25 protein-coding genes and 1 pseudogene are annotated in these 26,389 nt (G+C 56.1%); 5 read left to right on the top strand and 21 right to left on the bottom strand.

Annotated elements, in window-relative coordinates; genetic code table 11:
• The first annotated feature begins 850 nt into the window (after positions 1-850).
• Positions 851-1,645, top strand: coding sequence for a flagellar brake protein (locus IGW03_RS17655; RefSeq protein ID WP_194723886.1), 795 nt, complete (start codon positions 851-853; stop codon positions 1,643-1,645).
• A 25-nt stretch (positions 1,646-1,670) separates the two neighbouring features.
• Here the strand turns inward: IGW03_RS17655 and IGW03_RS17650 are convergent, their stop codons facing one another.
• The 11 genes and pseudogenes from IGW03_RS17650 to IGW03_RS17600 form a co-directional block, all read right to left on the bottom strand.
• Positions 1,671-2,174: a GspH/FimT family pseudopilin gene (locus IGW03_RS17650; protein ID WP_194723885.1), complete on the bottom strand. Its 504-nt coding sequence runs from the start codon at positions 2,172-2,174 to the stop codon at positions 1,671-1,673.
• Positions 2,175-2,179: 5 nt separating this feature from the next.
• Positions 2,180-5,278 carry a pilus assembly protein gene (locus tag IGW03_RS17645; RefSeq protein WP_194723884.1) on the bottom strand — a complete coding sequence of 1,033 codons (3,099 nt, stop codon included), beginning with the start codon at positions 5,276-5,278 and terminating at the stop codon, positions 2,180-2,182.
• A 9-nt stretch (positions 5,279-5,287) separates the two neighbouring features.
• Positions 5,288-5,794, bottom strand: a complete 507-nt coding sequence (locus IGW03_RS17640) for a PilX N-terminal domain-containing pilus assembly protein (protein ID WP_194723883.1) — start codon at positions 5,792-5,794, stop codon at positions 5,288-5,290.
• Complete coding sequence (locus IGW03_RS17635) at positions 5,791-6,957, bottom strand: PilW family protein (RefSeq protein ID WP_194723882.1); 1,167 nt, start codon at positions 6,955-6,957, stop codon at positions 5,791-5,793. The genes IGW03_RS17640 and IGW03_RS17635 overlap by 4 nt, the downstream gene beginning before the upstream one ends.
• Positions 6,954-7,523, bottom strand: a complete 570-nt coding sequence (gene pilV, locus IGW03_RS17630) for a type IV pilus modification protein PilV (RefSeq protein ID WP_323744992.1) — start codon at positions 7,521-7,523, stop codon at positions 6,954-6,956. The genes IGW03_RS17635 and pilV overlap by 4 nt, the downstream gene beginning before the upstream one ends.
• Positions 7,523-7,915: a type IV pilin protein gene (locus IGW03_RS17625; RefSeq protein WP_194723880.1), complete on the bottom strand. Its 393-nt coding sequence runs from the start codon at positions 7,913-7,915 to the stop codon at positions 7,523-7,525. Before IGW03_RS17625 ends, pilV begins: the two co-directional genes overlap by 1 nt.
• Before the next feature lie 485 nt (positions 7,916-8,400).
• Positions 8,401-9,117, bottom strand: a complete 717-nt coding sequence (locus IGW03_RS17620) for a carboxypeptidase regulatory-like domain-containing protein (protein WP_194723879.1) — start codon at positions 9,115-9,117, stop codon at positions 8,401-8,403.
• A gap of 35 nt (positions 9,118-9,152) precedes the next feature.
• The gene (locus IGW03_RS17615) at positions 9,153-11,471 is read right to left on the bottom strand and encodes a YjbH domain-containing protein (RefSeq protein WP_194723878.1); all 2,319 of its coding nucleotides are present in this window, start codon (positions 11,469-11,471) and stop codon (positions 9,153-9,155) included.
• A gap of 323 nt (positions 11,472-11,794) precedes the next feature.
• On the bottom strand, positions 11,795-12,205 hold the full coding sequence (locus IGW03_RS17610) for a VanZ family protein (protein WP_194723877.1): 411 nt from the start codon (positions 12,203-12,205) through the stop codon (positions 11,795-11,797).
• Positions 12,206-12,328: 123 nt separating this feature from the next.
• Positions 12,329-12,520 carry a hypothetical protein gene (locus tag IGW03_RS17605; RefSeq protein WP_194723876.1) on the bottom strand — a complete coding sequence of 64 codons (192 nt, stop codon included), beginning with the start codon at positions 12,518-12,520 and terminating at the stop codon, positions 12,329-12,331.
• Positions 12,521-12,989: 469 nt separating this feature from the next.
• Positions 12,990-13,557: pseudogene (locus tag IGW03_RS17600) on the bottom strand (plasmid pRiA4b ORF-3 family protein).
• A gap of 58 nt (positions 13,558-13,615) precedes the next feature.
• Between IGW03_RS17600 and IGW03_RS39390 the strand changes: the two are divergent.
• Entirely contained in the window at positions 13,616-13,972 is a 357-nt protein-coding gene (locus IGW03_RS39390; RefSeq protein WP_228535706.1) for a hypothetical protein, read from the top strand.
• 179 nt (positions 13,973-14,151) lie between these two features.
• On the opposite strand, the gene IGW03_RS17590 is transcribed toward IGW03_RS39390, so the two are convergent.
• Complete coding sequence (locus IGW03_RS17590) at positions 14,152-14,625, bottom strand: tetratricopeptide repeat protein (protein WP_194723874.1); 474 nt, start codon at positions 14,623-14,625, stop codon at positions 14,152-14,154.
• A gap of 242 nt (positions 14,626-14,867) precedes the next feature.
• Here IGW03_RS17590 and IGW03_RS38690 point away from each other — a divergent pair, with 242 nt between their 5' ends.
• The 3 genes from IGW03_RS38690 to IGW03_RS17575 all read left to right on the top strand — a co-directional run bounded on the left by IGW03_RS38690 (position 14,868) and on the right by IGW03_RS17575 (position 18,447).
• Positions 14,868-15,272 (top strand): pilin, encoded by a 405-nt coding sequence (locus IGW03_RS38690; RefSeq protein ID WP_194723952.1) that lies wholly within the window; start codon positions 14,868-14,870, stop codon positions 15,270-15,272.
• 562 nt (positions 15,273-15,834) lie between these two features.
• A complete protein-coding gene (locus IGW03_RS17580) occupies positions 15,835-17,373 on the top strand; it encodes an IS3 family transposase (protein WP_194723873.1) in 1,539 nt (512 codons plus the stop codon).
• Between the two features lie 120 nt (positions 17,374-17,493).
• Positions 17,494-18,447, top strand: a complete 954-nt coding sequence (locus IGW03_RS17575) for an IS30 family transposase (protein ID WP_194723872.1) — start codon at positions 17,494-17,496, stop codon at positions 18,445-18,447.
• A 138-nt stretch (positions 18,448-18,585) separates the two neighbouring features.
• Here the strand turns inward: IGW03_RS17575 and IGW03_RS17570 are convergent.
• The 9 genes from IGW03_RS17570 to IGW03_RS17530 form a co-directional block, all read right to left on the bottom strand.
• Positions 18,586-19,381 (bottom strand): IS5 family transposase gene (locus tag IGW03_RS17570; protein ID WP_438943655.1). Its coding sequence is split into 2 segments (ribosomal slippage): positions 18,586-19,081 and positions 19,080-19,381, totalling 798 coding nucleotides; the frame shifts between segments, so codons are not numbered across the junction.
• Positions 19,382-19,592: 211 nt separating this feature from the next.
• On the bottom strand, positions 19,593-20,402 hold the full coding sequence (locus IGW03_RS17565) for a class I SAM-dependent methyltransferase (protein WP_194723871.1): 810 nt from the start codon (positions 20,400-20,402) through the stop codon (positions 19,593-19,595).
• Between the two features lie 202 nt (positions 20,403-20,604).
• On the bottom strand, positions 20,605-21,027 hold the full coding sequence (gene fliS, locus IGW03_RS17560) for a flagellar export chaperone FliS (protein WP_194723870.1): 423 nt from the start codon (positions 21,025-21,027) through the stop codon (positions 20,605-20,607).
• Between the two features lie 75 nt (positions 21,028-21,102).
• Positions 21,103-21,873, bottom strand: coding sequence for a hypothetical protein (locus IGW03_RS17555; protein ID WP_194723869.1), 771 nt, complete (start codon positions 21,871-21,873; stop codon positions 21,103-21,105).
• A gap of 3 nt (positions 21,874-21,876) precedes the next feature.
• Positions 21,877-22,260: a flagellar protein FliT gene (locus IGW03_RS17550; protein ID WP_194723868.1), complete on the bottom strand. Its 384-nt coding sequence runs from the start codon at positions 22,258-22,260 to the stop codon at positions 21,877-21,879.
• A 59-nt stretch (positions 22,261-22,319) separates the two neighbouring features.
• Entirely contained in the window at positions 22,320-23,711 is a 1,392-nt protein-coding gene (gene fliD, locus IGW03_RS17545) for a flagellar filament capping protein FliD (RefSeq protein WP_194723867.1), read from the bottom strand.
• 41 nt (positions 23,712-23,752) lie between these two features.
• On the bottom strand, positions 23,753-24,133 hold the full coding sequence (locus IGW03_RS17540; protein WP_228535700.1) for a flagellar protein FlaG: 381 nt from the start codon (positions 24,131-24,133) through the stop codon (positions 23,753-23,755).
• Positions 24,134-24,207: 74 nt separating this feature from the next.
• On the bottom strand, positions 24,208-25,056 hold the full coding sequence (locus IGW03_RS17535; protein ID WP_194723866.1) for a flagellin domain-containing protein: 849 nt from the start codon (positions 25,054-25,056) through the stop codon (positions 24,208-24,210).
• A 221-nt stretch (positions 25,057-25,277) separates the two neighbouring features.
• Complete coding sequence (locus IGW03_RS17530) at positions 25,278-26,330, bottom strand: glycosyltransferase family 2 protein (protein WP_194723865.1); 1,053 nt, start codon at positions 26,328-26,330, stop codon at positions 25,278-25,280.
• Positions 26,331-26,389 lie beyond the last annotated feature (59 nt).

The raw sequence follows: 26,389 nt of genomic DNA, 5'->3' as shown, positions 1-26,389 counted from the left end.
TTTTGCTTTAGATGACAAGCGCCCAGACCTTTTGCCATTCAATTCACTGGCGGAGTGCGCGCCCTCGTTCTTGTTGCGCGCATGCCCAGCCAGATGACCACCTCGTCCCGCCGACGCGATGGGCACCCAGTACCGACCATCGCATTGAGGTGGTCAGCGCAGACCGCGATCGGAACGCGATACTTACTGATGTTTTCAGCGGCGCTCACCAACCGTGTCAGACTTCGTGCTCGTCGATGCCACCGCCACTTGACGTCCCTGCTACCAAATGCATGGAGCGCAAACTGGCTCTGGCATTCCTAATCGACCCGGAAATGTCCGCTGTCTTTCACCCCGGTGGTGCAGACTGGTCGGAACCACGACAGCCAAATGGGAGAGACAATACGCTGCGCACATCCATGGCTTACTCACCGCCTGCGCGCTCGTACCACCTGGCATTCCCCCGGCACCCGGCTCGTGAAGACCATCAGGAACAGCATGGCCTTACAGCACCAATCGCTAGCCGTGCAGCCGGTCAGAGCTTCAAGACCCCCAGCATCATCCATATCCCTTGCAGCAACGCCAGGCTAACGCCCCCAAGCATCGCGATACGCTTGAAACGACGGGTCGACACGCCGCAGTAATGACAGCGAGCCCGTAGCCAATGAATTTTGCCACCACATTCGACACACCGTACGTTCATGCCGCCCCCGCCTGACCTTATTGTTGGTATTTATTATCGGAAATATATCCTGTCACATATTGTTAATAATCAATAAAAAGTGGGGATTTGCATTATTTAAGTGCCGCAATAGAAGCGGGCAAAGCCATGCAATAGGTTATGATTGCCTTATAGCAACAGTTGCGCTCAATGCAGGTGCGCTTGCGTGAATGCCGTTTCACTCTCTTGACCATGAATTCTTTATTAAATGACAAGGACTTTGACGAACGCTTTTTACTGAGCGGGCGGATGGAAATCCTCAGTGTATTGAGCGAGTTGATCCGGAGCCGCACTACGGTCACCGTATTCTTGAATCATGGACGTGATTTCTTGCTGACCAATTTACTGGAAGCACGCGCACAGCATCTGGTATTTGATATTGGCGCCGACGAGGCCGTCAACCGCAAATTGGAAAGCGCCGATGACTGCCTGTGTATCGCATCCCACCATGGGATTCGGGTGCGCTTTCGGGTCGCCGCCCCGCAACGCAAGCCATGGGGTGATATGGATGCCTACCAGGCGCGCCTGCCAACGCAGTTGTTGCGCCTTCAGCGACGGGAAACGCATCGGGTGCTGCTTCCGGTGATGAAACCCATCCTGCTCAGCGTGACCCTGACGGACCGTAACCAGGCGCCATCACCGCGCAAACCCGTCGCCTATCCGCTGCACGACTTGAGTGTGGAAGGTGCGGGCATCAATGTCGGTGCCCAGGGCCCCTTGTTTCACACCGGCGAGACGATCGCGATAGGTTTTGCGCTGTCGAAGGCGCTCGACATCCATGTGTCGGCCACGGTCCGGCATGTGACCCAGATCGCGGAGAAAAATGGCAAAAAACAGTTCCGGGTCGGCATGTCATTCCACCCTCTCCCCAGCCGCCTTCAAGTTGCGATTCAACGCTTCCTGATCGACATCGAACTGCAACAACGCGCATTACTGAAAACGTAAAACGGACACGATCGTCAGCCTTACGTTAGCTGCAGGTTCCGGCGGTGGTCTTCTTGACCGAGACGCGGCCGGTCGCGCTGGTGTTGATGACGCGTTCCTGATCGCCGACGGTCGGTGTCTGTCGGCAAACCGTCAGGCTCGCCACCGTCGCGCCCAGTCCCGTGGGCTGGTAATCGATGCGGCTGGCCGTACCGGTGATGCGCATGCCATGGCGTGCCGCGCCCTGCGCCTGCAGCAGCGTGTCGTTGACCAGCACGATCCAGCCCTGCTCCCAGGATCCATCGGTGCAACTGGTGCCATTGGCAGAAGGACACACCGTGACGACGGCATTGCGCTTGATCGCTTCACTGCGGGCCAGTTGCAGGCTAGCCACCAGCGTATTGGCGTGTGCAGTCAGGCGACTGCCGAGCAAGACATCGAGTAAGCTGGGCACGGCAATGCCCAGCAATATCGCGGTGACCGCCACCGCGACCATCAATTCGATCAGCGTAAAGCCGCCGCGCCGCACTATCACTGTCGGGAACGTCATGCGCATTACTGCTTGATCTGCCAGTAGACACGGCGCTTGGGCGGTTTCGCCACCGCAGCGCTGCCTGGATCGCCTTCGCGTGCTTCCAGCGGCGAGCTGGCGCTTGACCCGATCACAAACGGCACCGTGCGTCCGTTATCGAGGGTGACCCGACCGGCCACCGGTGACGGTGGCAGACCGTCCCCGCTGATGCGTTGATAGCGTGTCGTGCCGTTGGCCGGTGCGGCATCGGCATAGCGAATGTTGAACACGTTGGCAATGCCGAGATTGGAATTGCAGCTGCCTGGCTGCGGCACGGCGGGCTGGTGCGTGGAAAAGGTGACCGTCCCAAACAGCGTCACCGAGGTCGTGACAACCTGTTCATGCGCAGTCAATGCCAGATACCAGCCCTTCTTGTTGCTCAACGCCGTGGGCGAGACCGCCGCGCCATTGGTGGCAATCCCCAGCAGGGAGGCCTTGCAAATGACGCCGGTCCCCGCGCACTGCCCGGCTTCCGCGCTTAGCCAGTTGCTGGTCGCCGGCTTATCCTTGATCATGAAAAAATGGTTGGCGACCTGATACGCGTGGCTATAGCTGACCAGCGGCTTTTCCCGATCGCCGGACCCGGTCATGATGTAATGGGTATCGCCTTCGACCACCACATCCGGCGCAAACATGAATTTGCGATTATTCGTGCAGGTGTCGGGCGTGTCGCAGCCCAGGCTGGCGACCTTGGTGATGGTCCAGGCCGCCGGCGGCGCTTGCAGGATCGTGATGCGGTACAGATTGCCACCCAGGTCGGTCGCATACGCATAATGGACGACGCCGGTGGCCGGGTCGCGCACCAGCGTGACATCGCCAACCACGCCGCGGTCAGTCACCAGCGTCTGCAACAGCCGTCCATCATCGCCGTCGAGCACATAAATGCGGTTGCCCTTGCTGGCCGCGCCACAGGTATTCGGATCGCGGTCTTCGCAAGGATCGTAACCGCCACCGACAATGAGCACCGGCGTCTGGCCCCCGGCATGGCCAGCCGCCTTGAACGGCTTGGCGGCCGACCAGCTCTGGCCGAGGCGCTCAAAGCCGGCACTGCAGCCGTCGTCGCTGACCGAGCCATCGGCCAGGAAATTGTTCGGACACCCTTTTTTCCATTTCAGCGTGACATTCGCGGGATTGTTCACATCCACATTGAACGCATAGAGCGCCCGGCCACCGCGACGCATCGTCGCATACAGCCACGCGCGCGCATTATCCTTGTAGGCGGTCACCGCGCCATCAAAGCCATACGGTTTGGTATTGGCACTGCCGGCGACGGCCGGCACCGGTACCGGTGTATCGTTGTTGCGCAGCCGCTTGATATTGCCGTAAAACTCGGGCGCCATGAACGCCCATAGTTCGGCGCCGGCGTCATAGGCGGTGCTGCCATTGATGGCCGCGGACCGGTTGCCGTTGACGGCACGCAGCATGCCATCATTGCCGCCATAAAAGACGACCACCCGCGGCGCGGCATCCGTGCCGAAATTGATCGCCACTGGCCGCGAATGCACCACGTCCGCATGCACGGACGCGCGCATTTCCGTGGTAAATATGCCGTTTTGATTGTCATCCTTCAAGTCGATGCCGCGTGCCCAGTCGATCAACGCGGTGCGCTCGGCGGTGTCGGTGGCGCCCAGCGCGCTTTGGGTAATGTCGGCATTGCCGCTGTTAAACGTCGTCAGCGACGTACATGCCGCAAACACTGGCGAGCAGGTCTTGACCTGACGGGACGTCGCCGAGCGGGTTTTGTATGCTTGCCCGCCCTTTTCCACAATATTGCCATCCGGAGTATTCGATACCCGGTAGGTGTCGGCCCCGCTGACTCCCGGGGCGATACAGGTGCCTTGCGGTGCGAAGTTCCAGTAGGTATCCGGCTGGCTCGGCGTCCAGTAACTGCGTGCGCATTCCGCGATGAACCCGGTCTGGCCATTGATCGCCGCCTGGTCGCTGGCATCCAGCAACTTGAGCACGCCATCGTTGCCATACCCCATCTTGTATTGCTTCAAATTGCCCGCCCAGCGCGGAAAGCTGTCCGCATCGGGCCGGAACATGCCGACAAACACTTGATTGAGGTACGTGCCTTGCGTATTGACGCTAATGGGTAGGCTGACCGCGGCAAACACGCTGTTGACGGCCTGGATTTCAGAAAATGTCTTGCTCAGTGCGTCCAGGATTTGTGAGCCGTTATTGCCTGAGCTGACCGCAAAATACTTGCCGCCACTCACACTCGCGGTACTCTTCATCAACGCGGTCCAGCCTGGCGCCTGGCCCTTCGTATCGGGATCGACTTCGATCGTGTAGGTGCTGACCGACAGGCTGCTTTGCTTCATCCAGCGCGCCCATTCATCGGCCATATTGTCTTGCGAGCCCGCGGGCGAGATCGGGATCGCCGTGGTGCTGCCGCCGGCACTGCGCAACATGTCGGCCGCTGCCTTGCTGTCGTTGGTATTGTCCTGCACCGGACCGTTGCTGATATAAATGATGTAGTTGCGCTGGCAGCCGGCGGCAATCGGCGATACATACGTGGTCGCCGACTTCGAAGCGAGCGCATTGCCCGTCAACGCATAGATGGCCTTGGAGGCGGCGCTGCCGTAGCTGTTGCCGGCATAATCGGTTTTGCCCTTCTGGTTGCCGGCATGCGGAGTGCCGCCGGTGAAATACCGGTAGGCTTCCACCATCGCCAGGCCGGCCTTGCCACCATTGCTCTTGTCGTCGGTGACGTCCAGGCTCTGGATCAGGTCCTGATACCGGGCCTTGTTGGCGCTATCCATATACCGTACCGCCGCGCGCACATAACCGCCGTCATTGCCGGCATCGACCTTGCCGGTTTCCGTAAACAGCATCAGGCCAACACGGAATTTGTCAGCAGGCAGCCCGGCAAATGTCGAGGCCAGCGCTTTCATTTCATTGGTAAACGCACTAGTCCAGTTGGCGGTATTGTCGACAATGATCAACACATTCGGCACTTCGGTGTTGGCCGATACACCGGGACCGGAAAACAGGTCGATGTCTTCGGCTTGCGCAACACTCATTGCCCCTGACAGCAAACACGTAGCCAACGTGGTCGTGACTTTGGTATGGATGGTCATGCTTGCCCCTTATGCACAGACTGCCTGATACTGGATTTGATTTAACTGCACTTGCACGCCATGGCGCACGCTGACGCTAGTGCCGGTCTTGGCATCGGTCACGGTGGCGGCGATATCCCAGGTCGTCGTGTAATTGGGCGGCACCACCGGCATTTCCAGTTCACTGCTGCTACCAGACCCGGCCGCCCCAGTCCCGGCAATTTCCAGGGCGCGGATGCAGGTGGGACGATCGATCTTCACCACGTAATCGGGCTGATTGTCGTGATTGATGTCGACATTGATCTCCTCGGCCGCCGGCGACGTCGTAAACGGGGAACTGATCACTTGCTCGAGCGCCTTGTTGGCTGCGGCAATGGCTTCGTTGCGATACTGCATGTTGCTAACGGTCTTTTGATTAAGATGACTGAGCTTGAACGCGGCCGTCACCGTCAGGGTAATGAGCGTCAATAAAATGAGGCCGACGATTAAGGTCGCACCACGCTGGGACCGGCTAACAGAGACAAAACGGTGCGTCATGGCGTCTCCCGCCGTCCGGCGATATTGGTCAGGCGCGCCGACGTCGACAGCACATGTCGCTGGAAGCCATCATTGAATGGTCCAAGCCGGGTGCTGCCCAGCTGGTACGTTTTGGTGTCGCGATAGCCGGGCGTGGTGGTACTGCTGCGCGCCAGCACATGCAGTTTGACGGCCACCACATTCATCAGTTGATCGACGGTACACGGCACCGCACTGGTACAACGCACCGGCGCGCCATCGGCCACGCCATCGCCCCGGTTCGTCGGTGAAATCTGCGTGGTCGCGTCGGCCCATGCAATCGGTTGCGTATAGTCGACTACCGTGCCCGCATCACTGAGACGATCAATGCCCAGTTCGAACAGCATGGTGTCGACGCCTTCAACCAAGACCACTGCTGGCAAGACCACCACGTCGCCAGAGGGCGACCTCTGCAGCTCGGAACGGACCAGCGTCGGAATGCCATCGCCGCTGGTCTGCGCATAGTTGCGCACATAGTACAAGTGTGACAGGAAGCGGCGTTTGGCCGCCGGTGTGGTGCAATCCTTGCGATGCAGCGTGACCGTGGCCGTTCCCAGCGCATACGGCGTCGGCGGGACCGCTCGCACTTCGGTGGCACAGTCTGCCACCTGGAAGAACAGATTCCCCGGCGTGTCTGGGTCACATCCGGGATCGCCCGCCACACAACTGGCAACCCTGCGCACCACCAGCACATCCGATTGCGGGACCTTGTCCTTGACCACGTCGGCACAGCCATCGGGCACGTCCGCAAACACCTGGACCGGGATCGCCAACAACCGCTTCTGATAGGCCGCAGTCCAGGTGGTTGCCAAATACGATGCACACACGTCAGGCAACGCATCAGGCACGTCAGTCGGTGCCGCAGTCAGCGTCAGATCTTCAAATTGCGGCACAAACCCACCCCAATACCCGGCTTCGGCCAACTCGCCCTGCAATACCTGAATCACGAAGCGGCCGTTTTCGATCTGGCTGTGATGCCGGTCGAGTTCACGGTTGGTCCGGTTGATATTGATGAGCAGCGCAATCATCGCCAGCAAGACCAGCAAGCTGAGCGTCATCGCAATCATCAATTCGACCAGGGAAAACCCAGCCTGCGCCAGGCGGCGCCGAGGGCCACGGCGAGGATGGCGGAACCTGTTCGTCATGACAGCGTTCCAATGCGCACGATGGTGCTGACGGCACGCCGGCAACGGTCGTTGGTACAGGTGGAGTTGGCACCGCCATCGTACAGGTTCTGACCACAGGAAAGACTGGCTAACGATGCCGACGACGGCGTCATCGCCTGCCAGGCCACGGTAATCAGGTATTCCTGATTGCCAAGCGATTCCACGCAGCCACGACCGCCGAGCATCGCCCCTACTTTATTGGCACCCGACAATTCTGCGGCGCCTTGCAACAACGTTGACCATTCACACTGGTCGCGCTCGTGCAGCGGGCCACTGGCATCGATGCGGCACTGGTGCCCGACGCCCAGGGGTTCGTCGGTCGCGGTCACGTACTGGGTTGCCTGCGCGCGGTTGACGGTGATGCGCGACACCATGTCATCGAGCAGCATCAGCGCCTGGGCGCGCTGATAGGATTCCATTTCAGCCACTTGCAAGCGCGATTGCAGCGCAGACAAGCCCAATAGCCCAACGGCCAGGATGACGACCGTCACCAGCACTTCCAGCATCGACGTGCCCTGTTGGCGTTGGCAGCCGGCAGCGCACATCACCATTTGGCGGCCGGGGTTTTGACCCCTTCGCTATTGAGGGACAGCGCCCCATCGCGTTGTTGACTGCCCTTGGGCGTCATTACGATCGTATACCCGGGGATCGGGTCGGTGACGACAGTGATGGTGGGGGTATATTTGGCGGCCACCGCGTCCGACAGCGCCATGCCCAGCGCCGCCACATCGGCATAGGTGCGGTGGGCGACAAAATGCGCCTGCTCCCGGTTCGCCATCTCCATCATCTCGGCTTGCGCGGCGGCCCGGTTCGCCCGTACGACATATTGCTGGTAACTGGGTAACGCAACGGCTGCCAGAATTGCGACCACCGCGATGGCAATCACCAATTCGATCAGCGTAAATCCAACTTGTTCGGTGTTGTGTCTCGTTGTCATCCGCTTATCCACAATAAAATACGTCGTCCTCCAAGGATAACGCCTAACATTGCCTTGTGGCAACTATTGGATGACATACAACACCGGGCATCCGTCAATGTTCTGCCCCGCCATAGCCCGCTCCCTAAGTCGGGAGCATGGCGAAACCCAGCGCAACCGGCCAGCCTTGAGTCGACGACGCGGCCAGCGTGCCGTGGTCGGCTGATGCCGTTCGTGACGACGCAGCGCACGATGCCACCGGAGCCGGAGGCCGCCCATCCGTTTAGATCTCACAGTACCGCTCGCCTGTGCGGGTACGGCTCTATCGCACCATCGGCATGCAGCCCAAACTGACCGCCGCCATGGCAGCGTACGTCAGGCCGGGACAGGTATCCGTGCGCGATGCGTTACGTGACGCTCTGCCGATAAACGACAACGCCGGCCGCTACTTAGTAGCGGCCGGCGCTCAATCCATCAAACGGTATCAGGCAACCGCGCGATGCTAATTAGCGTGCTGTGCCTGTGGCACCGGTGGGCGCAACGTACGGCTGCTTTTGTCCCTCGGTTTTCACATTCGACACCACGGTGGTCGCCGGAACGCCATTGCTCGACACGATGCCGCGGGCCAGCAACAGATCCAGATCCTTGTCCGATGCGCTCTGCGTGGCGCCAGGCGTCGGCGGCGTAATCGAGACAGTCAGGAAGTTGGCCGAGGATAGCGTGACGCCATAGGTCGTTTGCAGGAAGGCCGCCACTTTGGTCTGACCGTCGTTCAATGCATTCGCATCCGACAGCAATGCCTTGCCATTGGCGTTCGACAGCAGGTTGGCCGGTGTCGTGCCGGCGCGTGTTGCCAGGAATTCGACCAGCAGGTCCGTCAGCGGCGTGACGTTGGCGACGCCTGCACCAGGAGCGACCGAGCGCAACACGGTATTGCCTTTGGTTGCCGTCAACAAGCACGGGCCCTGGCCATTCTGGATCGACACGGTGTAACCGCCGGTCGCATTCGCGGTCGCCGAACCGGTACCGGAGGCGCAGCTGACCGTCACGACTGCACCGTCGAGTGCCTTACCGGTTGCCGCGGTACCGGTGATGCTCATCGTCGTCGTCGACGGACCGCTATCTCCGCCGCCTCCACCGCACGCCACCACACCGGCGACAGCCGCTGCGATGCTCATCCATTTGAAAGTCGTGGTCAGTGCAGACATGTTCTTCGTTTTCATTTACTCATCCCTAAGAAAGCTACTACGTTGTGACATCAATTAACTGGTGCATATAACAGTGCGGCCTCACGCATCCGTGGCAACTGCGACATCAAATAATCTTCTCCGACCCGACCACGATTTAACAAGAAGTTACGCGCACTATACGTAATTTGTAAATTCTCGGCAACGCCTTGCGTGATGCGGTTGTCGCTGCCGCGCTGCGCCAGCTTGGTCTCGATCCCGTACGCAAATGCATTGGTGCCTTCGAGGTGGCTCAGGCCCGGCCGCATGCCCTGCCGCGGGGTCAGCGGGAAGGCCAGCTGCAAGCCGGCAAATGTAATCCCCGCACTGCTGCGCCGTAAATACGCCTGCGCTTCGATGTCACCGAACCAGCGACTCACGCTCACCGATGGGCCACGGTCGTTACCGGCATACCGGCTGTAACCGAATTCAACCCATGTTTGTAACGGCGAGAGGGTCCAGCGATAGAAGGCACTGTAACTGGCCCGGGTCTCGTCGAGGAAGGCCGTAGAGCGTTTGAGACGGGACGCTTCCAGCCGGATCTGGTCATCGCGCCCGGGGACAAACAGGATCGCCTCGTTCTGGAAGCCGGTATAGTCATACTGCAGCTTGCCGACACTAAAGACGTTCAGCACGTGATCGTTCAACCACAGCGATTGCGTCAGCAACGCCGATTTCACGCCATTGCGCTGGCGGCCAAACCCAAACGGCCCGGTTTCGACATTTTCCGAATCGGCGACATTGCGCACATACTCGGTCGAGATTTCTGCGCCACGCCATAACGGCACGATGGCCTGCGCGCTGGCTGCCAGCGAATAGTCAAAGACACCGACTTCGGTGCCGATGAAGGAATTGATCAAGGGCCGCAGCACCACGCGCGACCAGCCGCGCCTGCCTTCGGCGCGATCGAGCCAGTCGACCGTCGGATCGTCATGCGGCCGGAAGTCGTTCTGCAACCCGGCGATCACCTGGTAAGGATTGGCATCGATGAGGAAAGTCTGGAACCCCGCGCGGTCAACGCTGGTTTCATACAGCGCCAGGCCGGCTTTCTTGGTAATGACACCAATTCGCTTGACGTAGGCTGGCGCCAGCCGCGCGCCCAGCGCGAATGCAATGCCGATCGCATCGACTTCATTCTGGTTGTAGCGATGGTTTTCATATTCGATGACGAGCTTCTTGCCGGACAAGCCGACACGGATGCGTTCCAGTCCGGCCTGCTCCAGCGCAGCCTGCAATGCCGCCAGCGCAGCACGATCGGCGCCCTTATCCGGCGCGGTATCGCGTGGTGCGGTTGTCATGGCCCCGGTCATCGCCGAGGGCGGGATGGGCGTCGCGGTCACCGCCGGCGGCAACGCCGCGGGCGCGGGCATCTCCACGCCGGCTGAGCGCTCACGCGTGGCCAGATGACCGGGTGTCGCAGCGGACGGCGCAGGCCAGGCCAGCGGATGGGTTTCGGCACGGCGCGCATTCTCGCCAAACGGGATGACCAGCGCGATGCCGAGCGTCGAACGGTCAAAGTCGGCGCCCCGGTTGGTCTGCGCGCCAAACGAACGCTGTACGGTGGCCACCAGCCGGGCATTGGCAAGAGCCGGCAGCGGCAGGCTCGCATAGCGGATGCCGGCACTATTGATGCCGCTATTGCGCTCGGCCAGCAAGGAAACCCCACTGTCGCCGAGTGCCCATTCGGCGCCACCGAAGACCCCATCCAATGACGCCACGCCGCGTGCGACGCCAAGGGTCGCATACACGGGTCCGATACGATCACTTACTGCAACATAGCGGGACCGGAAGTTCTGCGCCCCACCGCCGAGGTCGTTGTAGCCGAACGCGATATCCGGCTGCGCGTCGAATAACTTGGGCAGCGAGATCTTGACGTTGGCAGACAGGTCGCGAATCAACGCATCAAAGACCGGCCGGTCGATCGGATAGTTGGCCAGCCGTCCGGAAAGTTCGACATACGGCAGCACCGACATGCCAAACAAATAATTGCGGCCACTATTGGCAGCGGCAAAGCGCGGTTCCTGATGATTATTGACGCCGAAGGCAGCGTTGCCATCGGCCAGCACGCGGCCATCGGGAATGGTCAGGCCGCCCGACGGGCCGAACACCGTCAATCCTTCGCTACCACGCGGCACACGCTCGACCAGGTCCCATGGCAGTTCATCGGCCTTCACCTGGGCTGGCAGAGCAAACTGCAGTGCGATGAGAAGGGAAAGAAGTCGTAAGCGGGGAACGTGTGTCACTGCAGTGGGATGCACACCAGGTGCCGTTGATGCGTAAAACCATACTTGTAACACATGGTATTGATCATTATCAACTTTTAAATGGCTGTCCGTGAAAGTCAGCAACAATCGAGGACTCCCCCGCCACGACCAGGGGAAGTTGCGACGCCAGTAGTTGCATTTTTAATAAGACCATGGACAGTACCGCTATTGCGTCCCGCGTGGCACCGGTGATGGCTGCGCGTTCCTATCGCCATATCACGCGAGCCGGTATAGCGACCCGACGCTCAACTGCCTAAGCCAATGACGATAACGTATGCAATACCGGCCGAAGTCACGATGCCGAGTGCACAAGCAAGGAGGTTCATCCAGGTGACATGTCGCCGACCGTTCGCTTGTGGCCGCGGCTGTTGGTGCGTCTGCAAGGCGTTTATCTCCAAGTCCCGGCCGCTTCAACGGGATGCTGCGCCTTCTGTGGCGGACAAAGTGGAACAGATGCCCCACAGTGCGACTGCCGTCAGGGCCGACGCCAGCCCATCAATGGCCCAGTCCGTCAACGTGCCTGACCGATAGGGCCAAAAATGCTGCACCCACTCGTCCCCGGCGCCCATGGCGACCACCCACAGGAACGCCTTGGCTCCACGCCACGCGGGAGTGCCGCGCACGCCGACAAAGAGCAACATTGTCAGCACACTATAGGCTGCCATATGCAACACCAGTCCAGAGGCCACCTGAGCGACCTCTGCGCGCGCGCCAGGCACGGAGCCAATGAGGAGGATGGTGCCATACAAGACCCATGCACTGAAAAAAGACCGTCGCTGGAATTGTGCAGAGACGTTCAGTAACGCATACAGTTTTTTCATCGGAGGCAGAACCCGGAATCAGTTGGCGCCGTATTGTACTGGGTTGCGACAAGAGCCAGCGTGGGCAAGGTAATCGCGACCGCCCCGACGCGTGCGGACATCAGCCAGCCAGGGCACCGGCAGCTACGCAGCGCTGAGCTCGGAGCCGGCGGCTGATGCAAGTAGCGCATGCTTTTCACTACGCAAGGCGTCATTCTCGCGTTCGAGCTGCTCGATGAGCCCGGCCGCCCGCAAAAATGCGCTGCGGTTTTCCGGACATTGAGAATAACGGGCGAGCGACCGCAGCTGCTGTGCATATTCACTGGCTTGACTCATGATCAGTCTTTCAATAACAACGACGCGAAAGCATAACCAATGCAGGCCCTCCGTACCACCCCATAAATATGGGGGTGCACCAACGAGCGAAAGTGAACGGCATTGTCAGGCGGGGTCATGCAGTGCCGCCTGAACTTCTATCTTATTAGCGCATTGGAGGACGCCAAACAGCAGACAGGATTCGCACTGTGCTTTGCACCTCGCTAAAGCCCATGCCTGCTCGCTTCCGGTGCGGTAGGCAGCCAAGTCTTGCCAGAGCGGGATGCGGCACACGGCACCACAGCGGTTTTGGTTCACCCGTGCCGCCGCAGGAGAATGCCGGTCTCCACATGGAGATCATCAAAACACTGGCAACCAGTGTACAGGCAGTGCTGCTCATCACGTCATACCCTGCCGTCAGACCGGCCTACTGTGGCAGATGATCATTGGAGATGGCGCTGCCCGCATCTGTCGAGCGCCGCATGGACGCTCAGAGTTTGATGCGCCGAAGACGCGCTTCGATCATGCCGTGGTCGATCGCTGTCGGATCGAATTTCTGGCCGATCCAGTCGCATCTCTGCTGGTGTTCCGGATGGGCGGCATCACGAATTGCTTCAAGAAAGTCCGCATAGCCGTATGGGCCACCGACATCTTCCGGTGGGCACGCGTTGGCCCCCCAGATAGATCGGTGTTGGACAGGGTTCCGGTGCAGCCACCAGCTCCACCTTGACTTTGTGAACCCAATCATCGCCGAAGTCATACACATAACGGAACGACGCCATCCCGCCGAGGCTTTTGCCCAGACGGGCACGAACTTCAGAGACGACCGGCGGACCAAAGACATCGTCCGCGTCAGCAATACCGTAATGCACGCCTGCGATTTCAAACTCGTGTAGGTGGGAATCGGTCCAGCCCATTGCGGCTTGGATGACCGTATGCAGCTTGCCCAGCGTAATCGTCTCCGGCACCACCACGCGGCGCCAGATTAATGGCTTGATGCCGACCAGCTCGACCTTCAGTTGTAACAAGGCGCCGGGTGTCTTGGGACGAGTTGCCATCTCAGGTTGCTCCCGCCGCAGCCCTTGGCTGCATCATGATGTTCTAGGGAAGACGGTCATGGATCCGGTGGGCGGTATAGTCGGCGATGCACTCGAGCACTTGCCGCAAATAGGCTACAGGATCAAAACCGTTAAGTTTGACTATTTTCATCAGGCAGCACACAGCCGCTCGCCGCTCATTACGCGGATCAGCGCAGGTGAACGGATAGTTTTTGCGTCCAAGTTCCACACCGCCCAGTGTATGCCCGGCCGCCGGGTTACCATGGACAATGGCGCCACTGTCGCAATCGCCCATCAGCGCCCCCAACGGTCGAGCGCATACTGGAATACCACCATCCTATCGCGGATGTCCTTGCTGGCGCTGACGTCGTCTCGCGCGGCCATGTCTGCATTGTGTAAAGATGGAGAAAATTGAAACTCGCCGCTACCATACAAGGCAAGACAGCAACGACGAACATACAGGCAGTAAAATTGCAACGCATCTGGCCCTCAATCGCCGAGGAAACGAATTGCCAGAGGTATCCATCGCGATAAAGACTTCTGCTGGATTCCTTGGGTTATTTGCACAACGTAATCTGAGCCAGTGGCGACGACTTATTTGTTTGTGATGAAACTATTCCGCATTGCTTCCATCTGCACCTGCGAAATAGCATGTCCATGGGCCGCGGCTTTGGCCAACCACATCAACCCCAGATTGTCATCCTTCAATGTGCCATTGCCTTCAAGATAACAACGGCCCAGCCAATGCATTGCATCCGGATAGTCTTGTTTTGCAGCCAACTCCAGCCAATAAAGAGCACTTCGTGGTTTGTCATGTGACAAAAATAGCAATGCAAGATCATTTTGGGCTTCCGCCCGACCTGCGTCAGCCTCTGCAATTAGCGCCAAGTCTTCCTCAACCACGGGGATTACGATTTGCTCTTTGATGGCGGCAAAAGGAATCATCGTCCGATTTGAGCCGCTCTCGTCTTCTAAACGAGTCAAGCTCCCATCAACGATCCTGCGTCGCAGAGTACGCTCACTTTGGTCAATCAGGCTTGCCGCAGTTGCAATACTAACAATATTCATTGTGTTGACTGATGGTTTGGTGATGAAAATAGGTGGACACCGCAAAATGTCAGGGCATTTTGACCGGCACATTGTAGCTTGTCAGGGTATTTTGACCGGCAATTTGATAAAAATCCGGCCGTACAGGGGTATTAGTTGATGGCACGCAATATGCTACATAGGAATTACCGTGGCACTAGTCACCGGGCAAAACCAACTTAGGGAGCATAACCATGAAACTGCAACAATTCAAACCGGCACAAATGAAAGCAAAAGCACAGCAGGGTTTCACGTTGATTGAATTGATGATCGTCGTGGCGATCATCGGTATCCTGGCGGCAGTCGCACTGCCTGCCTATCAGGATTACACCGCGCGTGCCAAGGCTTCTGAACTGATGCTCGCAGCAAGCAGTGCACGTACCTGCGTGACTGAAGCAGTCCAAACAAAAGGTATCGGTACGCTCAATACCTGCGCAGATGGTTTTATCAAAACTCAATATGCAACTGCAATGGCAGTTGACAAAGATGCAGGCACCGTCACTGTGGATGGAAAAATCGGCACCACCGACGTTCAAGTCGTAATGAAACCGACAATTGCAGACGGCGCAATTTCTACATGGGAGTGCAAAGGTACACCGGCGAACTGGATGCCTGGTTCTTGCAAATAATTTGCAAAGACGATAACTTAAACCCCACCTCGGTGGGGTTTTTTACGTGTAAAGTACCGCTTCTTATGTGGTTTCAGATTGTGTGGGCGGTTTGCTGGGCTTGGAAATAGACCTTACGCGCGACTCTCTCCCTGACGCCCCTCTGATTTGTCACCTTCACGTAGCGCCTTATTATGCCGTAGCATCCTGCCGAGACTATCAATGGTGATTTAGTTTTTTGGAAATTGGGTGGGCGATACGAAACCTAGTGATGAGTGGTGACGACGGCGATAAAACACCTTAACGTATCCAAACAAGTTAGCAGGCACCCATTCATTGTTAGGCTGTTGTAAAGCTTTCTTGGGAAAGACGTGGATGCATCTATGTCAGGCATCCTATATTCGTCCAGCCTTCGTTGGAAATTTTCAGTAGCAGATCGGTGTCCCGACTCGACGGATCCAGAGCGCGTAACGCTGACTTACGTTAGAACGGCACCATGCCCAGCGCATCATGTCACTGACATATTAAAAAGCGCGGAAAATTGGAGGTGCGGACAAAAACTTGGACTACTTGGAGGTAGTTCATGTACTCATACGAAGACCGGATTCGGGCGGTAAAACTGTATATAAAGCTCGGGAAACGCACTGGCGCGACCATTCGGCAGTTGGGTTATCCAACAAAAAAATCCCTCAAGAGCTGGTATCGGGAATACGAACAAGAGGGTGATTTGCAGATTGGTTATGTACGCTCAAAGCAGAAATATTCAGAGGAACAGAGACGCGTGGCAGTCCAGCACTTCCTTGATCACGATCGCTGTATTGCTTCCACCTTGAAGGCACTGGGATACCCAAGTCGTGAAACGCTTACAGCGTGGATTGACGAGCGGCACCCCGAAATACGCACTCGCGTTATCGGCAGAATCGCAAGCATAAAGCCCTCTCCGGAGCTCAAGAAGGCGGCAGTCATTGAACTTTGCACCAGGCAGACAAGTGCGCAAGCCATTGCGCAAGAGCTGGCAGTGAGCAGGCCGACGTTGTATAACTGGAAAAATCAACTACTCGGCCGTGAAGCTCCGCCATCCATGAAGCACCAGAAGGATTCAAAACCAACTCCTGAAACGACGGAACTGCAACAGCAAGTCGAATCATTGCAACGGGACATTCGGAAATTACAGCTTGAACATGACATATTGAAGAAGGCCAATGAACTGTTAAAAAAAGATCTGGGCGTCGATCTGCAGCTCCTGACCAACCGGGAGAAGACACTGCTGGTTGACGCCCTGAAGCCAACTTATGCGCTGTCCGAACTCTTCGTTGAGCTTGATCTCGCACGCAGTACGTACTTTTATCATCGTGCCGATCTGCAAAAACCTGACAAATACGCTGAGGTACGTCTGGCCATCACCGAAGTCTTCGAGTGTAATCACCGTTGCTATGGCTACAGGCGGATGCGTGCCGCCCTTGGCAGGCAGCAGGTGTTCGTCTCGGAGAAAGTCGTACAACGCCTGATGAAGCAGGAACGCTTGGTAGTTTCCGCTAACAAGAGGCGCCGGTATGGGTCCTACCTCGGCGAAATTAGCCCTGCGCCAGAGAACATCATCAATCGCGACTTCCAAGCTGAGACCCCGAATGAGAAATGGCTTACCGACATCACGGAGTTTCAAATCCCTGCTGGAAAGGTGTATCTCTCGCCCATAATCGATTGCTTCGATGGTCTGGTTGTCAGCTGGACCATCGGCACGCGTCCAGACTCTGACCTGGTGAATACTATGCTGGATGCTGCCATTGAGACCGTGACCGGCTGCGATGACCGGCCCATCATTCACTCTGATCGTGGGGCCCACTATCGCTGGCCTGGCTGGCTCTCGCGGGTGCACAATGCGAAGTTGACTCGATCGATGTCACGCAAAGGATGCTCACCTGACAATGCTGCCTGCGAGGGTTTCTTTGGGCGACTGAAGACCGAGCTGTTTTACCCGCGAAACTGGCACGCAACAACCATAGAACAGTTCATTGAAGTAGTAGACTCCTACATCCGGTGGTATAACGAAAAGCGCATCAAGATATCCCTTGGCTCTCTCAGTCCCCTCGAATACCGGAAGAGCCTCGGATTTACGGCATAAACCAGTCCAAGATTTACGCCGCACCCCCATTCAACTGGGAAGTGCAACTGATGAACTAAGGCGGGAGGGAAGATGCGGTAGCATCCGGACCCCAAGACCGCCAAGTCAAAGTTGCCCGGAATGCGCTACACACACCTATCCCAAGACGAACGATACCAGATCTACATACTGAAGAAGGCAGGACATGACTGCAGCAGCATTGCCATGCTCATGAAGCGGCACAAGTCGACGATCAGCCGGGAGCTGCAGCGCAACCGCGGCGAGCGGGGCTACCGGCCAGCACAGGCTCACCAGCAGGCTGTGGTACGGCGGCGAACCAACAACGGCAAGCGCATCAGCGAGCACACCTGGGCCTTTGTCGACATCAAGCTGGGGCAGCTATGGAGCCCGGAGCAGATCTGCGGCTATCTGAAGGTCAATGGCATGCCCAGCGTCAGTCATGAACGCATCTATCAGCACATCTATAGCGACAAGCGTGCCGGCGGCACTTTGCACAAGAGCTTGCGATGCCAGAAGCAGCGTAGCAAACGGCATGGCCAGCGCGAACGGCGCGGCGCCATGGTGGATCAGGTTTCGATTGAGCAGCGTCCGGACATTGTTGATCAGCTCGGACGCTTTGGCGACTGGGAAGTCGACCTGGTCATCGGTGCCGGACAACAGCAAGCGCTGGTCACGCTCAACGAGCGCAAGTCCCGCTATAGCTTGATTGGCAAGGTCGAACGCAAGACCGCACAGCAGGTGTCAGACACCATGATTTCCCTGCTGACGCCGTTTGCTGAATGCGTCCATACCATGACTTCAGATAATGGCAAGGAATTCGCCCAGCATGGCCGTATTGCGAAAGACTTGGACGCGCAGTTCTTCTTTGCACACCCGTATTGCTCATGGCAGCGAGGCGCCAATGAAAACATGAACGGGTTGATTCGCCAGTTCTTCCCGAAGAAAATGAGCTTTGACGGCATCACAGCCAGCGACATTGCCCTGGCAACGTATAGCCTGAACCATCGACCAAGGAAGTGCCTCGGATTCAAAACACCACATCAGGTCTTGATGAGCCAGTTACAATCCCATTAATAAGCCGTTGCACTTCAGACTTTAATCCGCCCCTGCAAATTGGACAGGTGCACTGATGAATCGATGACTTTTCCATGGCAGCCTCCTCATCAACAACTGACGCCATGATTTCATTCTGCTCTTCTTCTTAGTGCGTGATCAGTATCTTTTTAGCAGAAGAGCGAGGAACGCGAGGACAATGAACTGTTCGCTGGTATGCAGTTTCCGCTCACAGTTTTTCCATAGACGGCGGCACTTTTCAAGCCACGCGAAGGACCTTTCGACCACCCAGCGCTGCGGGATGACAGCAAACGTGTGCAGCTCATTGCGCTTGGCCACTTGTACCTTCGCACCAAGCGTCTGGTAAGTCAGATTTTCGAATCGCTCGCCGGTATAGCCTCCATCGACGAGCACCTGTTTAACCTGGGCCAGCCTATCGTCATGGGCGGCAAACATGAGCAGCGCACCATTGCGATCATTGACTTCGGCAGTCGTGACCATGATGGCATGTGGCAGGCCTTGCGTATCCACGGCGATATGCCGCTTGATGCCGGAGACCTTCTTGCCAGCGTCATAGCCTTTGTGCCGGGCGGTATCGGTATTCTTGACGCTTTGTGCGTCCACGATGCAAAAGCTCGTCAAGGGCAGCCGCCCATTTCTCTTGCGCTCTTGCTCCACCGATTTTTTTTAAGCACTGGTCAAGCAGGCTCATATGGCTGTTATCGGGAATACGCGTCCAGGCATCGAAGTAGTAACGCACCGTGCTCACCGGGGGAAAGTCGGATGGCAAAGCCCGCCAAGTTGCCGCGTTCTTGAGCAGGTAAAGGATCGCGCAAAAGATGTCGTACAAGTCAACATTCCTTGGATTGGTACGCTTGCGGCTGCCTTCCAACAAGGGACGAACTTGGTCAAACTGTTCACGACTGATATCGCTTGGATAATACTTTCTGCTCATTTCGGTCCAACGTCACCACAAACCCGCTTTGGACAGAAAAATATCGATCACGTTCTTAGCGCTTTACCATGTTGTTTTTGGGCAAGCTCTAGGTCCTTTGACAAAGGGCTTCCACATCACACATGCCGTCACGATGGACGGCGCTGTCGCGTACGCCGTCGGTGGACTATGGTGACAGCATGTGCCTGAGCTTGTGCGCCTAACGATGACCTTAAACTGCGCGTGCGTTAGCCTGGTCGAAGAAGTCAATGACCTTCAGATAGTTACGAAGCCGATTTTCCTCAAGCTTGGCAAGCAGTGAATTTTGATGATAGGGCAGCAGAAACCTTGTCAATGCATCGGCCCAAGGTGCATCGGACGTAAATAAAACACCTATGCCAAATACACCCGGTACCAATGCCAACGAATATTTTTCGCCATGCGGTGCTACGAAATCTTCGATGGCGGTCAGCACGCCGTTTCGTGGCCCCCCCTCGTCAATAGCCCACGCAAACGCCCCCAGCCCTCGAAAACCGCCGGCAACGATCGCGCCTCGGTCGAGTGTTACGCCAATATCATAGCTGTGCGGTTGCCGGTATTCTGCAGGAATACGTTCTGGTGCATAATAAGAATCGCGTCGTCCACACGGCCACGCCACATCATGCAGAAACGCAAGCACTGGCTTCTGATAGGTTAGGCCATGCTGGTGGATGTTCTGCAATTCGTGGTACACCGTGTACCAGTTGTGGTCGCCATCAACAAACCAGCAATCGATGTCCTGCAACTCTGGAAATGCTTCCAGGCTTGGCTTTGCAATGTGGGTAAAGCACTGCGCGTTCTGCGCCCAATGCTTAAATTTTTCTGACGGTGCCGGATCCACACTCAACAAATGGGCGTCGTTGGAAAGCGTCCAGGAATTCAGGATGGTCGTCAATCCACCATGCTCTGAGCCGACTTCGACAAGTTTTCGTGGCTTCACCAGATCCAGCACCGGCGTGATGAGCGACTCAAATTCGCCCATTGAATGAATCAGTAATTCCATTGTATACACATACCTTAATTGAACTCGATCAGCATGGTGTTTTCTTCGCTCCCACCGATGTCAACATCAAGTCACGCTGCCGGTGTACTGATAGCCAATATATGACCAGCGGAATGTAAGCATCATCACCATAGCGGAGCCTCGTAGCATTACCTGTTGCCGTGCCAGATAAGTTTTTCTCCAATGCATAACGTCGGCGTTGTTACTTCAGTGTGCGGTTTACGCCGTCATCCGGTCGATGCTCAATCGCATTCCATGCATCCCGTAAGTCACGCAGATGCAGACTGACTTCATCGAGAATCTCTACATCGTTCGTCAAATTGGCCTGTAACAGACGTTGGCATAAATAGTGATACATGGTATCCAGTGTCAACGCCAATGCACCACCCACCTCTTTATTCAGGCTTGCCCGAAGCCCACTTTCAATAATTGTTGCAGCCTTATCAATGGCGGTGCTTTTCTCAACAATATGTCGAGCAACGATGTGATGCCGCGCGTTGGCAATCGCAGCCAATGCGCCATCAAAGAGCATGACGATTAACTTATGCGGTGACGCACCAAGCACACCAGACTCCAGCCCGACCATGGAATATGCTTTCGCACCGTACCGATTGCTACTAAACATAACTATCTCTCGTATGAAATGCTTGATGACGCTCGTAGCTACTTTCGCGGCAGCGAGCGCTCCTCGTTCATAATATTACGTTGGAAAGGCAGGCCTTGAACTAAAAGGATTGCTACCTCGAAACCGTAACTCTTCGCCTGTGATCGCTGCTTTGAGCTTTTTCGCATCATCCTTACGCCCCACATGTCGCAACGCGCTGGCGATGCGTCCAGCGATCGTCGTACGCACATTGCTGCGTAACGGCTCAATCAGGGTATCGACGTTGTCCACCAAAGATAATGCCTTGGTATAGGCACTTTTATTCTGTCGTATCCGCGACGGCGAAACCCGGATGATGGACTCCGCCAGGGTCATCGCCGGAATTCCATTACGCGTAATCACCGATACACCACTGGCTGTGAATGCTGGCGTAGGCCAGGTACATAATTCGTAATTGAAAAGAAGCTGACGCCGTTTTGTGGTTGGCTTCGCTACATGAATCACAATTTGTTGCGGCATGCCCATCTCGCCAATATGACGCAGCAAGGAGTATTCTTGCGATAAATGCCATTCATCGCCAAAGAATGTCCCGCAATAAAAGCTGATAAACGGCTCGTACATACGATGCCAATCCGCTTCCGTGAACGCTCGGTAATGGTCCAGGTGATTGATGTACCAGCCTTTTAGCGCCTCAACAAGATAATTATCTTGCAACAGCCGTGTGCGCGCATATTTTTTGATCTGACCGGTATAGATGCAATGCTGCCCCTGTACGGCCAACGCCTTGATCAGGCCAATGTCCTTTTCAATTGCCAGAGGCCGGGCACGTTTCGGGGCGTCATAACTCCGGGGGTCCATGGCTCTCATGCTTTACTCAGCGGACGGCTTCCCATAAATTTCACTGATGCGCATCTCTTGATTGAGACTGTTAACAACGGTAGCCAGCACCGCCATGCGCGGTTGCACTAACTGTTTGGTTTGCACCTCATTCACCACGAATCGTTCGATCAACGCACGCGCGCGGTACTGTTCCTCAACCGTTAGCTTTTTCAGATGGCCATCTCCGCACGCCCTTATTTGCGCATCCATTCGCTCAATATCAGCGAAAAGGGCTGGCATCACGTCCCATTGATGGACTTGGCACGCGTTTAGCAAGACGTCACTACGTTCAACAAGTGTCTTGTATAAGGTGAGAATGTGCGCGTCTTCCATAGGTTCCTTTATTGATGCAGACTGATTCAAAGCAGAATCCATCAGGACTTTGCCATAGCAGAGCACGGACTCATCAAAGGAACAGAAATGGTTTTCTTTGGTTATTGATTCGAGCTTTGAAGACTTGACAATTGGCCAGCCAGATAGGTATTGGTATTTTGCATGTTTGCCAATGTTACATCCAGCATCGAGAACTGAGCACGCAGCCGGATTTCGGTCTGCGCAATGCGCGCCTCTAAACGTTGTGTCTGCTTGTCGACGTCAACGATGTTCTTGCGTAATCCTTCTGTGCGGCTTTGGATGACGCCATCCGTTGCCAGCATGTCGGTAATCTTCTTGTTCAGACGCGTCGCATAACCATCGGTGGCTGTAAATAACCTAGCCACATCTTTATAGTCGGCGGCGAGCGCTTTCTCAAGCTTGGACTCATTCAGCGCAATGGTGCCGTCGCGTTGGAAACTTACCCCAATTTCCGAGAGTGTTTTCACACCGGAATTGCTGCTGACCTGAGTCGATAGTTCGGTACGCAGTGCCGTGGTAATCTGCCGTGCAGCGACGTCTCCATTGAGCACGGCACCGGTTTTTGTATCACTGTTATAGGCGGTAAGCTTACCAAGCGTCGTATGCAAACTGTTGTAGGCGTCTACAAATGCCTTGACCGCATTCTTGGCTGAGCCGGTATCCTCGGCGACGACCAGATTGACCTGGGTACCCGGCGCAGCATTGAGCAGATTCAGTGTGACACCATCGATGGCGTCAGAGATCGTGTTGGAGGCACGCGTAACCGGCATACCTTCAATCGACAATTTGGCGTCTTTGGGTGCCTGTAGCTGCTCGGTGTCTTGACTGCTGGGATCGGCGGTCGGAGAATAGGTCAGCGAAGCCAGTGCACCGGTACCCGTGATGGAGATTTTATTCGCCGCCCCCGTGTTCAACGTGCTGATCGCCAACCGATAGCCGCTACCATTATTAATGATGCGCCCGGACAAATTTGTACCGGTGGCATTGATGGCGTTGGCAATATCCTGCAGCGAATGCTCGCCCGCCCCCAAGTTGACCGATTCCACGCCGTTAATTGTGATCGACAATGTCCCAGTCTTGATCGGCGTGCTTGGATCTTCTGCGTTGGGTACGCTGAACTTATCGGTGGCACTGGCAACGGCCTTCGTGCCTAGCTTATGTGGCAGTGCTCGCTCGATCACTTCAATCGCATAGGTACCCGATTTTGCGGCGCCACTGGTTGTCGCAGAAAGCAACGTGGTATTGCTTGAGGTCGCCGTTATTTTATTCAACCCGGTCGGAGTCAGGTTGCGCACCGCACTCTGCAAGCTCGACAGGCCACTCTGGAGTTGACCTAATGCGGTAATTTTTGCATTGAAGCTTTTCGACTTGGCCGCGAGATTGTCGATTGGCACACGCTCGGCGGCCACCAATTGCGTCACAATCGAATTGATGTCGAGTCCCGATCCGATACCTGCAGATGTGATTGCCATGTTAATTTTTCCTGAACGGCAGTATTAGACCGTGACAACTATTATGCTTTGTCCCGGATGAAGTTTCCGAGATTTTTACTGATTGAGCGCGTGATCGCAAGCGCTTCTTCACTTGGAATTTGCCGCACGACCTCTTGGGTTTGTTTATCGATCACTTTGACCACCGTTCGGCCGCTCTCGTCATCGAGCGCGAAGGTCAAGTCTTGAGCGAAGGCCTTCGTCAAGTCCTGCAATTTTTCAATCGCCTGTTCCAGCACTTCGCGCGGCGGGGGTTCACCAGCCGATACCGCTTGTGACACCTCGTTAACCGCGCGTGCGGTCAGCGTGGCATTAGAATTGACTTGCGTCGAAGGGACAGGCCTGGCGCCGGTCTGGTGCGTATCCACCGTCGTGCTCGTATTGCCCATCGTCGGAGTAAGCATGGAACCTCCATTCACAAATGCCACCGGGGGAACTGCTTCCCCCGGGTTGTTTTGCCTGCTATCTGATGGCTATTTTAGCCACGCAGCAGAGTCATTACGTTTTGCGGCAATGAATTTGCCTGCGCCAGCATCGCGGTGCCGGCCTGTTGCAAGATCTGGTTACGCGCCAGTTTTGCAGTTTCTGCGGCAAAATCGGTATCCATGATACGACTGCGGGCCGCACTTTGATTTTCCACGCTGCTCTGCAGGTTACTGATGGCATAACCAAGTCGGTTTTGTGCCGCGCCAAATTCGGAACGCATCGTATTGATGGATTTGAGGGCATTATCAATGTCTGTCATTGCACTCTGGGCCTTCGCCGCAGTCTTAATATCACCGCCGGTGACGTCGGAGAAACCATCAGCATCCTGCACATCAGTGAAATTGATCTCGATCCGGTTATTTTCGGCATCCATCGATCCTACCTGCATGGATACGGCGCCAGCAACCGAGCCAGCGCCACTAGCTGCGGAAAGCAGATTGAGACCGTTAAATGTAGTTGATTCGGCAATACGGACAATTTCATCTTTAAGCTGGGTGAACTCGGTGTCCAAGTTCTCTCTCTCATCTGTACTGTTCGAGCCGTTCGCCGATTGGGTAGCCAGCTCGCGCATCCGTTGCAGTGCATCGGAGATATTGGTCAACGCACCTTCGGCGGTCTGCACCATCGAAATACCATCATTGGCATTCCGGATTGCGACCGTGTTGCCACGAATTGACGAATCCATCTTGGTCGCAATGGCCAGACCCGCTGCATCGTCTTTGGCGGAATTGACACGCAGGCCGGACGACAGCCGCTGGATCGACGTGTTGAGATCATTCTGTGAAGATTTCAACAAGCGTTGCGCGTTCAGCGATGAAATGTTGGTATTGATGACGGACATGTGAGCTCTCCTTCTGCGGCTGCTAGTAACTGTTTAGGTATCGAAATGTTCCTGCCTTCGAGGAGCCATTCAGCGTTCCTGTCGAAGTTACTTACCTTATCGAGCGCTTACCGAAAAACTTTAGGGATATTTTTTATTTTCTTGCGTTTATTTTTATGGGGCCGCTTTGCGCACTGCGACCTGTCTCCTCTGGCCATTGCACGGGTGTTGCCTGGACAGGTCTAGACAGGCACTCCGGCGGGAAGCACCATGTCACGGTACTTGTCAGCTTCTCGCTGATTGCCAAGCCCCTCGTAGAGAATCAGCAAATTCAGTGCAGCAGCATGGCTTCCGCGGCCGATGACAGTGCCCGCCAACTCCGGCCGCTCCCCTATTTCAAGACACTTCTTCCATGAAGCCTCCACGAGGGGCAAGATCTCGCTCTCAGCCTTGTCTGGATGTTGAATCGCCCAATCCAGGAATACATCTCCCAACGCAAAGAAGAAATCCGGTGAATCTTGCCAATTATGCATTTCAGAGTCAGCAAGCTGAATTGCGTTTTCTAGATAATGTGCCTTTTTTAACGTAAATAGGGTGCGTACCACCAGATCATGGCGGTAACTGGCTGTCGGCGCGGTATGCAACAGCGCCTGGGTGTAATACTCAGCGGCATCATGGTAGTTTTGATAGACTTCGGCGTTCTTGCCACTTTGGTATAGTAAATACGGGTCTTGTGGAGACTTGGTTAATGCTTGACGAAGCAATACTTCGTTACGCTCCCTTTTCTTCTCCATATGGAGCGGCAGATAGCCATCATGCGCAATCTTGAGTGCAAGACGCCGCCGCGGCAATGCACTATCAGGCTGTTCATGAATAGCGCCATGGAAGCGCGTCCCTCTAGGCACGAGACGCGGTGCCCATGACATACTGACCTCAGGGTTTTTTGACGAGTTGATCGAGTTGGCGATGTGTACACTACCAATAAACGGTGTACTAGACCGAAGCTCAGCGCGGAGAAATTCAGCCCCTTCCATGATCCATTCGTCTGCATCCAGCATCAAATTCCAGTCTGCATGCGATAAGGCCAACGCCGCGTTGCGCGCGGCCGAGAAATCGTGGCACCAAGTGAAGTGACTGACCTTGGCCCCCATGTCCGTGGCAATCGCCACGGTCTGGTCGGTAGAACCCGTATCCAATATAATCAGTTCGTCAACAAATGGCGTCACGCTCTGAAGACAGCGCCGGAGACTACGCTCTTCATTGCGAACGATCATGACTAATGCGAGCGCGCTCATGTGCAATTCCTTTATTAATTGATGTCATTGTCCGCTGCCGAGGTTCGAGCAATTGTGAC

Source organism: Noviherbaspirillum malthae (assembly GCF_015352985.1).
In the GTDB taxonomy this organism is placed as follows: Bacteria; Pseudomonadota; Gammaproteobacteria; order Burkholderiales; family Burkholderiaceae_D; genus Noviherbaspirillum; species Noviherbaspirillum malthae.
The sequence above is the reverse complement of the archived record's forward strand: the minus strand, read 5'-3'. Positions and strand labels throughout refer to the sequence as shown.